General features: G+C 64.2%; 11 protein-coding genes and 1 tRNA gene. 11 read left to right on the top strand and 1 reads right to left on the bottom strand.

Features of this window, described 5'->3' with window-relative positions; all coding sequences use genetic code 11:
* Positions 1-37 precede the first annotated feature (37 nt).
* The 11 genes from hemC (at position 38) to KIO74_RS13840 (ending at position 11,083) form a co-directional block, all read left to right on the top strand.
* Entirely contained in the window at positions 38-946 is a 909-nt protein-coding gene (hemC, locus tag KIO74_RS13885) for a hydroxymethylbilane synthase (protein WP_213335224.1), read from the top strand.
* A 12-nt stretch (positions 947-958) separates the two neighbouring features.
* Positions 959-1,657, top strand: a complete 699-nt coding sequence (locus KIO74_RS13880) for a uroporphyrinogen-III synthase (protein ID WP_213332532.1) — start codon at positions 959-961, stop codon at positions 1,655-1,657.
* A gap of 83 nt (positions 1,658-1,740) precedes the next feature.
* Positions 1,741-3,201 carry a COG4223 family protein gene (locus tag KIO74_RS13875; protein ID WP_213332531.1) on the top strand — a complete coding sequence of 487 codons (1,461 nt, stop codon included), beginning with the start codon at positions 1,741-1,743 and terminating at the stop codon, positions 3,199-3,201.
* The gene (locus KIO74_RS13870) at positions 3,198-5,045 is read left to right on the top strand and encodes a heme biosynthesis protein HemY (RefSeq protein WP_213332530.1); all 1,848 of its coding nucleotides are present in this window, start codon (positions 3,198-3,200) and stop codon (positions 5,043-5,045) included. The genes KIO74_RS13875 and KIO74_RS13870 overlap by 4 nt, the downstream gene beginning before the upstream one ends.
* Before the next feature lie 190 nt (positions 5,046-5,235).
* Positions 5,236-5,311, top strand: a tRNA-Thr gene (locus KIO74_RS13865).
* A gap of 166 nt (positions 5,312-5,477) precedes the next feature.
* Positions 5,478-6,671 carry a tyrosine-type recombinase/integrase gene (locus KIO74_RS13860; protein ID WP_213332529.1) on the top strand — a complete coding sequence of 398 codons (1,194 nt, stop codon included), beginning with the start codon at positions 5,478-5,480 and terminating at the stop codon, positions 6,669-6,671.
* A 215-nt stretch (positions 6,672-6,886) separates the two neighbouring features.
* Positions 6,887-7,309: a serine hydrolase gene (locus KIO74_RS31775; RefSeq protein WP_249730984.1), complete on the top strand. Its 423-nt coding sequence runs from the start codon at positions 6,887-6,889 to the stop codon at positions 7,307-7,309.
* An 88-nt stretch (positions 7,310-7,397) separates the two neighbouring features.
* The gene (locus KIO74_RS31770; protein WP_249730983.1) at positions 7,398-7,835 is read left to right on the top strand and encodes a serine hydrolase domain-containing protein; all 438 of its coding nucleotides are present in this window, start codon (positions 7,398-7,400) and stop codon (positions 7,833-7,835) included.
* A gap of 360 nt (positions 7,836-8,195) precedes the next feature.
* On the top strand, positions 8,196-8,861 hold the full coding sequence (locus KIO74_RS13850) for a dienelactone hydrolase family protein (protein WP_291980277.1): 666 nt from the start codon (positions 8,196-8,198) through the stop codon (positions 8,859-8,861).
* A gap of 332 nt (positions 8,862-9,193) precedes the next feature.
* Positions 9,194-9,883 carry a tyrosine-type recombinase/integrase gene (locus KIO74_RS13845; protein ID WP_249730982.1) on the top strand — a complete coding sequence of 230 codons (690 nt, stop codon included), beginning with the start codon at positions 9,194-9,196 and terminating at the stop codon, positions 9,881-9,883.
* Positions 9,884-9,886: 3 nt separating this feature from the next.
* Positions 9,887-11,083, top strand: a complete 1,197-nt coding sequence (locus KIO74_RS13840) for an IS91 family transposase (protein WP_213332527.1) — start codon at positions 9,887-9,889, stop codon at positions 11,081-11,083.
* Between the two features lie 665 nt (positions 11,084-11,748).
* On the opposite strand, the gene KIO74_RS13835 is transcribed toward KIO74_RS13840, so the two are convergent.
* Positions 11,749-12,072, bottom strand: a complete 324-nt coding sequence (locus KIO74_RS13835) for a DCL family protein (RefSeq protein ID WP_213332526.1) — start codon at positions 12,070-12,072, stop codon at positions 11,749-11,751.
* Positions 12,073-12,113: the final 41 nt, after the last annotated feature.

Genomic DNA, 12,113 nt, shown 5'->3' with positions numbered 1-12,113 from the left:
GGAGTGCGTTGCAGTGTCGATCATTTTTCCCGAGCGCATGATCATCGGAACGCGCGCCAGCCCGCTTGCCCTCGCACAGGCCGAGGAGACGCGGGCGCGGCTTGCCGCGACGGTCGGCCTTGCGCCGGAAGCCTTGCCGTTGCTGCCGCTGACCACCACGGGTGACAAGATCCAGGATCGCGCCCTGTCCGAGGCCGGCGGCAAGGGGCTTTTCACCAAGGAGCTCGACGCCGCGCTTTTCGCCGGCTCGGCCGACCTGACCGTGCATTCCGCCAAGGATCTGCCGACGGAACTGCCCGAGGGCCTCGTCGTCGCGGGATATCTCCCGCGCGAGGACGTGCGTGACGTCTTCATAAGCCGCCGCGCGGACAGCCTGATGAGCCTGCCGGCTGGCGCGGTCGTCGGCAGCGCCTCTCTGCGGCGGCAGGCGCAGATCCTGCGTGCCCGGCCCGATCTCAAGGTCACGCTGCTGCGCGGCAATGTCGCGACAAGGCTCGCGCGCCTCGACGAGGGCCGGGTCGACGCCACTCTCCTTGCTCTCGCCGGGCTGAAGCGGCTTGGCAAGGCGGATGTCGCGACAGCCATTCTCGATACGGACGCGTTTCTGCCTGCTGTCGGGCAGGGTGCTATCGCGCTCGTGGCGCGGGCGGACGACACGGCGGTCCTCGCCGCCGCGGCCAGTATTGCTGATCATGACACCGGCATCGCCCTCGCCGCTGAACGCGCTTTCCTCAAGGTCCTCGACGGCTCCTGCCGCACGCCGATAGCCGGGCATGCGACCGTGAACGGCGGGCGCCTGCGTTTTCGGGGGTTGCTGCTCGCGCCCGATGGCAGCCGCTCCGTCGCTGTCGCGCGTGAGGGTGCCGCCGGGGATGCGGCCGCTCTCGGCGAGGACGCGGGGCGTGCGGTCATCAATGAGGCTGGCCCCGATCTCCTGCGTGGATGACGAGAGGCTGCCATGCGTATTCTTGTTTTTCGGCCCAAGTCCGCTGCTGAGCGCACGGCAGCGCGACTTGCCGTGCTGGGGCACGAAGCGGTACTCGCGCCGGCAACCCGCATCGTCCCCCTCGATACGCCGCGGCCGGAGGGGCCTTTCGCGGCGATCGTCGTGGGCAGCGCGAACAGTTTCGTCATTGTGGCGGACGATGCGATTCGCGACATTCCCGTCATCGCGGTGGGAGAGCGCACGGCGGAGGTGGCGCGGGCGCGCGGCTTCACGGATGTGGAAAGCGCCGACGGCGATCGCATCGCCATGGCGGCGCTCGCCCGTCGGCGCTTTCCGGCAGGTGGGCGCGCCCTTGTTCTCCAGGGACGTGATCACAAGGCCGATACGATGGCGCTGCTGGCGGATGCCGGGCTGACGCCGGTCAGCTGGATCGTCTACGCGGCGGCGCCCGTTGAAAGCCTGACCAGTGAGGCGGTGGAGGCCCTTCGCATGGAACGGATCGGTGCTGTTCTCCATTACTCGCGCAGGAGCGCCGAGGTCGCGCTCGCGCTTGTGGATCGCACCGGTCTTGGGCGACCTTTTTTCGCAGCCAGACAGGTGTGCCTGTCGCTTGATGTGGCGGAGCCATTGCGCAGGGCCGGCGCGCGACACATCGTGGTGGCGACGGCGCCAAGGGAAGAGGCTCTGTTCGCGGCATTGGATGAGGCTTGAGGCTCGCCACCGGCGCCGCACAGGTGGTATGACGCAGGGATGAACCGACAGCGAGGCGCATTGATTCACGGGGAGCAGCCAGAATGACCGATGACACGGCCATGACCCCTCCGCCCAAGCCGGGACGGGGCAAGCTGCGGCGCAATCCCACGACACTGGATCTGACCGCCTCGCCCGCTCCCGATCCTGAGAGGGATCAGGCGCTCAAACCCGAGGATGGGGTGGGCGATGTTGCCGCATCGGACGCGCGCCGGCCAGCGATGCAAGATGATTCCATCGAAGCCGCGCCGAGCCCCTCAGTGGCCGAGCAGGAACCTGCTCGTCCAGCCGGTGAGAGCAGCGGAACCGAGGGCTTCATGGAACGGCCGAATGAAGGCGCGGGCAATGAAGGCGCGGGCAGGGAAAAGGACAGCATGGATCAAACGGCCGCAGCCGATATGAACGATGATGGCGCCAACCGCCTGCGCGCGGCGGCCTCGGGCCTCCCGCCATCGGGCATCGTCTCGGATCCACCCGGAACTACCCCGCCTCCGCCCTCGGGGCCTCAGCCCAGGCCCGACCCTTCCGTCTCCGTGAAGGCGCTGGCGTTTGCTGCTGTCGCGGGCGCTATCGCGGGGGGGCTTGTCAGCTTCCTGCTGATGCCGACTTCGACGCCGATCGATGAAACCGCCACGCGTCTCGTCGCGCTGGAGCGCCGGGTCGCCGCGTTGCCCGCTGCTGTTCCGCAGGATGACGTGACGGCGCTTGCGGGACGCGTCCAGGGACTATCGGAGCAAGTGGCCGGGCTCGGGCGCGATATCGCCGCGGCAAGCCGCACGGCGGATACGGCCGCGAGCCGCGCCGCAGCACTCGAGAAGGCGCCTGCGCCGTCTCCCGCGCAACCGGCCGTGCCGCCGCAGGCCCTGCAGGCGCAGGAACAGAGGCTCAACGCCCTTGAGGGTGCGATCGAGCGTCTGGATCCCGCGCGCCTGGCGGCGGTTACATCGGATGCTTCAACCCGTGCGAGCCGCGTGGCGACCTTGGCCGCGCAGGCTGTCGTCGCCGAGGATCTGCTCGGCCGGATCCGGCGTGGCGAGCCTTTCTCTCAGACGGTCGACCGGTTGGCGGCCCTCGGCGTTCCAGAGCAAAAGCTCGCGGCCTTGCGCCAGGCGTCTGGCGCCAATCTGCAGAGCCTGTCCGCGTTGCGTGCCATGTTCACGGATCTGGGCGATCAACTGGTTCAGCCGCAGGAGGCTCAGCCCGAGGATTTCACCAGCCGCGCGCTGGCCAGCATCAACCGCCTCGTTCGTATTCGCACCGTCGGTGGCAACGCGGTCACGGACGGCGTGGCCGCGGTGGATGCGGCTCTGGCGCGTGGCGATGGCGCAGCGGCGCTGACGGCCTGGCGGGCCTTGCCGGAGAGCGCCCGCAAGACATCCGCGACCTGGGGCGTGGCGCTGGAGCGCCGCGTGGCGACGGAAGGCGCGGCTCAGGCGCTCTCCGACGAGACCGTCACCGCCCTCGCAGGGGAAGCCGCCGGCGCTAGCACGGGGGCGCGGCCATGATCAGGGTCCTCGCTTTCCTCGCATTGCTCGCGCTCGTCGCCCTCGGCGCTTCATGGCTTGCCGATCGTCCCGGCGAGGTCGCGGTGATATGGCAAGGCTACCGCATCGAGACATCGGTCGCGGTGCTGCTGGCGGCCGTGCTCGCTCTCGCCTTCCTGCTGGTGTGCCTGTGGTCGCTGCTGCGCCTCGTCCTGCGGCTTCCGAGCGTCATGAGCTTTGCCTCGCGGGCGCGGCGACGCAATCGGGGTTACGTGGCGGTGTCGCGTGGGATGGTCGCCGTCGGAGCTGGTGATCCGCTGGCCGCCCGGCGCCATGCCAGCGATGCGGAGCGCTGGCTGGGGCGGGAGCCCCTCACCATGCTCCTCAAGGCTCAGGCCGCTCAGATCTCGGGCGATCGCACGGGCGCTGAGGCCACCTTCACCGACATGCTCGACGATGCCGAGACGCGGGTTCTGGGCCTGCGCGGGCTGTTCGTCGAGGCGCGGCGTAAGGGCGATGCCGTTGCCGCGCGCGCCTATGTCACCAAGGCTGTCGAACTCGCACCGGGCGTCGCCTGGGCCAGCGAGGCCATGCTCGAATTCCAGTCGGCGGAGCGGGATTGGCGTGGGGCGCTCGCCAAGCTTGAGCAGCGCGTCGCACTCCGTTCCATCGACAAGGCGACAGCCAAGCGCCAGCGCGCCGTATTGTTGACGGCCGATGCGCTCGACCGGGCGGACAAGGAGCCCGAAGCCGCGCTGGCGGCCGCGCAGACGGCGGTGAAGCTCGCGCCGGATCTCGTGCCGGCCTCAGCCCTGGCTGGCCGGCTGCTCGCTGCCGGCGGCAAGCTACGCAAGGCGGCAAAGGTTCTGGAGGCCAACTGGAAGATCGAGCCGCATCCCGACATCGCGGCCGCCTATCTCGATCTGCGCCACGGCGATTCGACCCACGACCGCCTTGCGCGCGCCGAGACTCTTGCCAGGCTCAAGCCGCGCCATCCTGAAGCGACGCTCGCCGTGGCCGAAGCCGCGATCGCCGCCCATGAATATGCCAGGGCCAAGCAGGCGCTTGCGCCGCTCCTGGCCGAGCGCCCGACTGTGCGGGCCTGCCTTCTGATGGCGGATATCGAGGAGGCTGAGCACGGTGTTTCCGCGGCGCTCCGGCAATGGCTCGGCAAGGCCGCGCGGGCGCCGCGTGACGCCACCTGGATGGCGGATGGTGTCAGCTCGGATCATTGGGAGCCGGTTTCGCCGGTCTCCGGACGCCTCGACGCCTTCCAGTGGGTGGCGCCGGCCGAGCAGCTCGCCCATGGACGTATTCACAACGACGCCGACGCAGTGATTGCCGACGGCGATGAGCGGACGGTGTTTTTGCCCTCCGCGCCTGATGAGGAGCCGGATAGCAAAGCGGCGCCTCCCGCGTCCTCACCGGAAACGGCCGCTCCTGGCCCCGCGCCTTCCGCCTCTCCGCAACCGGCCGATCCGCCGCCCGCCGCTGTTCCGGCTCCGGTGGCCACGGCCTCCGTCCCATCGGAACCGCTGGCGAAACCGGCGGGACCACGCGATGCCGCGCAATCCCCCGCGCCGTCGCCCGGGGAACGGAACGGCGAGGCTTTCCACGCCGTGACGCCCGACGCCAAGGCTACTGATACCCAGATGTCAGACGCCAGGGCTTCAGACGCCAGTGCTTCAGACACCAAGCCGGCTGGCGCCCGCCTATCAGGGGGAAAGGCGGAAGCTCCCGCGAAGCGTGCTGCCGGGCCGGTGGTCTTCCCCGTTGCCCGTCCCCCGGACGATCCCGGCACGGAGGATATATCGCGCGATGACCCCCAGGCTGGTGAGCGTCATCCGTTCATGAGCCGCCTCTAGATGGAGGGAGTGTCGGGGCTTCAGACCGCTGCACTGTCCGGCCCGTCGATGCCCCATCTCCCCCCGTCAAGGCGGCGGAGCCGTCGATAGACAGGTTAAATCAGGCGGACGTGCAGAGTGTGGCAAAGAGGATCTTGCCAAAACGCCCCCAATGCGGATATGAGAGCGCCAGCCAAGAGTGAGTATCAACGCCGCGGTAGCTCAGCTGGTAGAGCATCGCATTCGTAATGCGAGGGTCGGGGGTTCGAATCCCTTCCGCGGCACCATTTCTCCATCCATTTCAGTCTGGTTTTGTCCTGAATCCGTTGAGAAACAATGGATTTGCGTGAGGCGTGTATCCAGGTCTGTCCGGTTGGATGTGTTGGTATCCAGCGAAATTGTTGGTATTTTTGTTGGTAGTTTCAAAACCGCCTCGCAGCGATACCAACAGCCATGCCGCTCACTGACGTTGCCATCCGACGAATCAAGCCGTCCCAACACCCGCAGAAAATTTCAGACAGTGAGGGGCTGCACCTGTTTGTCGCAGCTTCAGGCGCCAAGCTGTGGCGGATGTCCTACCGCTATATGGGCAAACAGAAGCTGCTGAGTTTCGGAGCTTATCCGGCCGTGAGCTTGGCCGATGCGCGACGGGCACGCGACGCGGCAAAGCAGGTGCTGGCAGCAGGCGAAGATCCAGGCCTGAAGGTTAAGCTGACAAAGATCGCCAAACGTGCCGGTGGCGACGAGACATTTGGTAAAATCGCTGAGGAATATAAAGCCAAGCTGATCCGCGAGGGGAGGGCAGCGCCGACCGTAGAGAAGGTGAGTTGGCTTCTGGGGTTAGCTACCCCGTCTTTGGGCCGGCGACCAATCCGCGAGATTACCGCTCCCGAAATTCTAGAGACCTTACGGCGCGTCGAAGTGCGTGGCCGGTATGAGAGCGCGAGGAGGTTGCGCTCCACCATCGGCAGCGTGTTCCGCTATGCCGTTGCCACCGCGCGTGCGGATAATGATCCAACCTTCGCATTGCGGGGCGCCCTAACCGCACCACAGACGAAATCCTGGGCCGCCTTGACCGATCCAAAGGCCTTTGGGGCGCTCTTGCGGGCGATTGATGGCTTCGAGGGGCAGGCCACCACGACAGCCGCGTTGAAGCTCTTGGCGCTGCTCTTTCCGCGGCCCGGCGAGTTGAGAGCGGCCCACTGGTCCGAGTTCAATCTGGACGAGGGGGTTTGGATCGTTCCGGAAGCTCGGATGAAGATGCGCCGTCCTCATCGGGTGCCATTGTCCAAGCAAGCCGTTGCCATTCTCAAGGACGTGCAGCAACTCACCGGCCATGGCACCTTTGTCTTTCCCTCGATCCGCTCGGTCCTGCGTCCGATGTCGGAAAACACATTGAATGCCGCATTACGCCGTTTGGGCTTCACCAAGGAAGAGATGACCTCGCACGGGTTTCGCGCGAGTGCCAGTTCCATGCTCAACGAGAGCGGCTATTGGCATCCCGATGCCATTGAGAGGCAGCTTGCGCATGTCGAGGAGAACAGCGTCCGGCGCGCCTATGCTCGGGGCGAGCATTGGGATGAGCGCGTGAGGATGATGGCGTGGTGGGCCGACCGTCTGGATGAGCTACGCGCGGGTGGAAGCTAGGCTCGTCACGCTTTCCCAGCACCGCGATCGACAGTAAACCCGCTTTCAAAATTAATCTGCCAAGAGCTTGTGTGGTCCGACTGAACCGCAGTCTTCAGTTCAGCTGATTAAGCTCTATTTGCGCTCGAATGCGAAGGATCTTCACGGTATCCCAGCGACACGCCGGAAAACCGCCGTCTTTTGCTTCTTTTCCTCAGCACAGAAGCGAGGGCACAATGTTCAAGATGCGATTCGTGGTGCTGCTGGTCATCGGCATCTTTGGCACGGCAGCTGCGAGCGCGCAGCCGTGGCAGGACGTCGATCCGGCGACGGTGGGCTGGTCTGCGGACAAGCTCGAAGCCATCCGGCTTCATTCGGCCGCTCTCAAGCCGGCAGCCCTCATTATCGTGCACAACGGACGGGTCATCGCCCGATGGGGCGATACTTCCCGCAAAGTGAATGTAGCTTCGGTTCGGAAGAGCCTCCTGAGTGCGCTTTACGGCATCGCGGTTGCCGAGGGCCGGATCGATCTGCCGGCCCGCTTGGCGGACCTTGGCATCGACGACATTCCGCCGCGCCTGACCGCGAGCGAGAAGACGGCAACGGTCCGTGATCTCTTGATGGCGCGTTCCGGCATCTATCATCCCGCAGCTCATTAGACAGCAGCTATCAGGCGCAAACGACCGGAGCGCGGAAGGCACGCGCCGGGATCGTTCTGGTTCTATAACAACTGGGATTTCAATGCGCTTGGGACGATCTATCGGCATGGAGGATTTCTCGGTCAGGGACGGCCGCTACGCCTTGGAGGCGTTGTCCGAACACCCAGCCTATCCCTTCCGGCTCAGCGCCCGCGATGCGGCACGCTTCGGTCCGTTGTTCCTGAACGGTGGACGCTGGGGCGACCGCCAGGTCATTCCTGCTTCCTGGGTCAAAGAATCGACGTCTCCGCATTCCTGGGCGAAGCGACTACGCCAGGGCTATGGCTACATGTGGTGGACGCTTCCCGCTGACACCTGGGGGCCAGACGCATTCTATGCCTCGGGTTATGGTGGCCAGATCATTGCCGTCGTATCCGCGAAGCGGCTGGTGGTGGTCCAAACCGTCGATCTCAAACAGAATCCACGTGGCATCAGAACCAGCGCGTTCATCGATCTGCTGAAAGACATCGCTTCGGCTTCGCCCTAGGTCCAGCGCTCGACCACCTTTGATCGGCGTTGCCGATCGGCCTGTAGCTCCGACGGCCGAGGTGAAATCACGGAATGGAGCAAAGGTACCGCGCGGCGCAGCGCGGTCAGGACCGCCAGCGTCTAACTCGGAGCTGGGAAATCGACGGTCACTCGCGGGTTCTGCTTCCGACCCTCTGCGGCCGCTTGTTTGTATGAACGACGTCCCGTAAGCGTGACGCGATGATGGTTGAAGCCGTCGCCAATCTCTTGCAAGCATACGGACAGGTTGATGCACTTATTCAGAATTACCGTCGCAGTTCTTGCAATATCCCTATTTTCAGCAGCGACTAGTGCTCAATCGTCTCGACAGCAATTCACTGTGCCGACATTGAGCGGCGGGGTTCTGGTCGAGAGCTTCGGGGATTGCAGGGCCTCAATCTGCCCGGCCGTTCTAATCCTGAGCGGCAGCAGGGGTTTCGGGTCACCGGTTTACGAAGAGATCGGGAAGACGTTTCAGGCCGCAGGTTTGAATGCCTACCTCGTTCATGCCCTGTCGGAGGCCGACCTTGACGCCATCGCCACAGCGGGGAGCGCGCGAGCGCGTTTCGCCTACTCTAGGCAGCGGTTGCCTGATTGGACCTCTGCCGTCCTAGGCGTCGCCACCTATCTGAAAGATCAATCGCGCCACGGCGGCAAGGTCGGTGTTCTCGGAATCTCTCTTGGTGCCCAGATCGCTTCAGCGGCCTCGGACGGGCAGGACGACATCGACGCCTTGGTGCTGGTCGACGGCGGCTTCCCGAACGGCTATTCGCAACCTGTCCGCTCGTTGCCACCCCTTCTTCTGATTTGGGGAAGCGCCGATGAGACTTTTCCCTTATCGATCGGCCGGGAGCTGCAACGGAAGGCGCAGCAGCTTGGCGGGCCTGTTACCCTTGATGTTTACAAGGGCGGGGCGCACGACTTTTTCTTGAGGTCGGGAACGCACAACGCTGGCTTAGCTCACCGGAGTGCAGCCGAGTTTCTGACGGAAAATCTGTCGCGCTAGGTGGTGAACGTTTTTCGGTTTTCGCGACCGTGCTTGATCGTTGCCGGTCAAATCGACTAAGGTTCCAGCATCGACCGAGTGGCAACTAGGGTTCCGGGCCGCACTGCCGTCGCTGGACCGAGCGTTGCAGAAACCGTGGGAGTTCCACGGCTGCACCCGAGGGACAAAATCCCAGAGGAGGAGAAGTCGAGATCAACCAGCGCCGTTGGCGCAAAAGGAGGTCTCGATGGCTATTGCCTCGCTTTCTCGGGCGGTCTCCCGATACGGCGTCGGCGGATGATCTGCGCCGCTTCCAGATATGGCAGCAAAGCGAGGGCGTCCCGGTGCCGACAATGAACAGCGTTGTGTCGGCGCTGCGGTTCTTCTTCAATATCACGGTTGATCGCCCTGATCTTGCCCGCCGCCTTGTTCGGCTGGCGCATCCGCGCAAATTGCCGGTCGTGCTCAGCCGTGAGGAAGTGACACGTCTGCTCGACGCCACGACCTGTCTCAAGCACCAAGCCGCGCTTGCCGTTGCCTATGGCTCGGGCCTACGCGTATCGGAAGTCGCTTCGCTCAAGGTCGCCGACGTCGACAGCGAGCTCATGCTCCTGCGGGTCGAGCGTGGCAAGGGCGGGCGTGGGCGTAACGCCATGCTGTCACAAGATCTGCTCGCGCTTTTGCGCCAATGGTGGCAAGCTGGCCACCGGGAGGGCGTCATGCGACGGGACGGCTGGCTCTTTCCGGGCATCAACACGCTGAGGCCTATCAGCACGCGCCAACTCCACCGCGTCGTGGTCGAAGCCGCAAGGAAGGCCGATGTCGACAAGCGGGTCGGATTGCACACGCTGCGTCATTCGTTTGCCACCCACCTTCTGGAAGACGGCGTCGATATCCGCGTCATTCAGGTGCTGCTCGGTCATGCCAAGCTGAACAACACGGCTCTCTACACCAAGGTTGCGACACGCACCGTGCGTTCGGTGACGAGTCCGCTCGATCGGCTTGGCTTGTTTAAAATGGAAGAGACTGCGCCCGACAGCTGAGCCGTGCGGGCCTCGCTGGAGGTCGCCAATATCTTCCATGTTGCTGGTCCTGTCTATCGGATCGCCCATGCTGGGCATCTAAGCCTCGACCAGTTGAAGGTCATGTCGGCGATCGAGAACTGCCGCACCGCAGCCCTCGGCGGGCATGTCGAAGCCTGTGAAGACTGCGGCCAGTGGCGGATTGCCTATAACTCCTGCCGCAACCGGCACTGCCCGAAGTGCCAGGGCGCTGCTGCGCGGACCTGGCTCGCCGCGCGCGAGACCGATCTCTTGCCGATTGGCTACTTCCACGTCGTCTTCACGCTGCCGGCCGAGGTCGTCGACATCGGCTTCCAGAACAAGGCGGTCGTCTACGATCTGCTGTTCAAGGCGGCGTCCGAGACCATGCTGACGATTGCCGCTGATCCAAAACATCTCGGCGCACGCATCGGCATCACCGCCGTGCTCCACACCTGGGGATCGGCGATGACACATCATCCGCATGTCCACATGATCGTGCCGGGCGGCGGCATCTCACTTGACGGAAGCCGCTGGATCTCCTCGCGTCCAGCATTTTTACTTCCGGTACGCGTTCTCGGTAGGCTGTTCCGCCGCTTGTTCCTCACACGGCTCAACGCCCTGCACGATGCAGGCCGATTGGCCTTCTTCGGATCAATGGCTCACCTCTGCGATCGGCGCGCCTTCCTGCATCACCTCAAGCCTGTTCGATCCAAGCGCTGGGTCGTCTATGCCAAGGCCCCGTTCGCGGGTCCCGAAGCCGTTCTCGCCTATCTCTCACGCTATACGCATCGGGTCGCGATCTCGAACAGCCGTCTGATCGCCTTCGATAATGACGGCGTTACCTTCCGCTACAAGGATTATCGCCGCGACGGAGCCAACCGTCAGCAGGTCATGACGCTGGCCAGCAGCGAGTTCATTCGCCGCTTCCTGCTCCACGTGTTGCCGCGAGGCTTCCATCGTATCCGCCACTATGGCCTGCTCGCCAGCGGCGCGCGCAAGGCAAACCTCGCCTTGGCCCGCAAATTGCTAAACGTCGCACTACCGACGCCGGCCAGCGATCAAGCTGTGGAGCCTGACGACTTCCGCCCGCCATGCTCTTGCTGTGGCGGGCGCATGATCGTCATAGAGGTGTTCGAGCGATGGCGGCAACCGCGCGGGCCGCCGCACACGCGCTCAACGAACCGGGAGTACCCGCCATGACCCGGCATGGCATGGCTCAACAGTCAGCCGCAGGCGCTCGATCTCCGGCAACACATCCACACGTCCTTGGCATGGTCATCGCCGACGAAAAGGCCGCGCTCATCCTATCGTCGTCGCGGCAGTTACATCCAAGCATACAGCAAAGCGGCCCGCCGACATCAAAGAGATTGCATCCCGGCAGCGGTCGCGACACCGCCGACATCAGCCAAAAACCGAAATCTCCATAGACTGCAACCCGTGCCCCGCGGGTTCCTTCCTCGGGGACTTTCGTACGCCTGACGGCATCCGAAACTCTTCACGTATCCGGACGGTCGGCTTCTGAGCAGCACAAGGCTGGAAGCAGCCGTCCTCGATTGCGGCATGGGATAAAATTTGTCTAGTCAGCTCAGACCCCATTGTCGCCGTTCGGGGTGCTTCCGTTGCCACGCGAAACCTTCCGTTAGCTCGGGGCACGATGGATGGCGTAGTTTGTGGCCGGGAGGAGACCAGCGGCCTTCGGGCGGCTAAAAGCGACGGGCTGACCTTTGTTTATCATTCGACGGTGCCGCTAAGACCCATACCCGGTCATCCTGGTAACGTCTGGTGGATCCTAGAAGCGGAGACCGGTGCCGGCTTGGCGCGAAGTTCGCCGAGCGGGTTGTCGATAAGACGTGCCTGCCAGCGGATCAGTCGTATGGTTTCGGTTTGAGACAATGGCCGATCGAGAAATCGATCTTCGTACCATCGCGTCTGATCACCCAAAAGCATCTCTTCGAAAACTGTGGAACGTCTTTCGGCGGTATGTTGACCTCGAAGCCTGCGATGCCGGTTCCGGCCTTTTCCTCAACCTCGTCGTGGCGTTCGAGTAGTGCGGATAGATCGGTCGCGTCTTCGGCGCTGACGCGGTCACCGATGTTGTACCGGTTCAGCATAGCAGTGAAGAACACCGTCGCGTCCCCAGCCTTGTCAAACGACCGCGTGGTGAGCGTTATCCGCCTTGCTTTTCCCATCCCGATCTCCTCGTGTGGAAACTAACATGCTGGTTGGCCGC

Source organism: Chelatococcus sp. HY11 (assembly GCF_018398335.1).
Lineage (GTDB): Bacteria > Pseudomonadota > Alphaproteobacteria > Rhizobiales > Beijerinckiaceae > Chelatococcus.
The sequence above is the reverse complement of the archived record's forward strand: the minus strand, read 5'-3'. Positions and strand labels throughout refer to the sequence as shown.

Excerpts from the sequence above, each read along its gene's own strand:
- KIO74_RS13875 (WP_213332531.1), top strand. The coding sequence starts at position 1,741 with ATGACCGATGACACGGCCATGACCCCTCCGCCCAAGCCGGGACGGGGC.
- KIO74_RS13835 (WP_213332526.1), bottom strand. The coding sequence starts at position 12,072 with ATGGGAAAAGCAAGGCGGATAACGCTCACCACGCGGTCGTTTGACAAG.
- KIO74_RS13860 (WP_213332529.1), top strand. The coding sequence starts at position 5,478 with ATGCCGCTCACTGACGTTGCCATCCGACGAATCAAGCCGTCCCAACAC.
- hemC (WP_213335224.1), top strand. The coding sequence starts at position 38 with ATGATCATCGGAACGCGCGCCAGCCCGCTTGCCCTCGCACAGGCCGAG.
- KIO74_RS13880 (WP_213332532.1), top strand. The coding sequence starts at position 959 with ATGCGTATTCTTGTTTTTCGGCCCAAGTCCGCTGCTGAGCGCACGGCA.
- KIO74_RS13845 (WP_249730982.1), top strand. The coding sequence starts at position 9,194 with ATGAACAGCGTTGTGTCGGCGCTGCGGTTCTTCTTCAATATCACGGTT.
- KIO74_RS13870 (WP_213332530.1), top strand. The coding sequence starts at position 3,198 with ATGATCAGGGTCCTCGCTTTCCTCGCATTGCTCGCGCTCGTCGCCCTC.
- KIO74_RS31775 (WP_249730984.1), top strand. The coding sequence starts at position 6,887 with ATGTTCAAGATGCGATTCGTGGTGCTGCTGGTCATCGGCATCTTTGGC.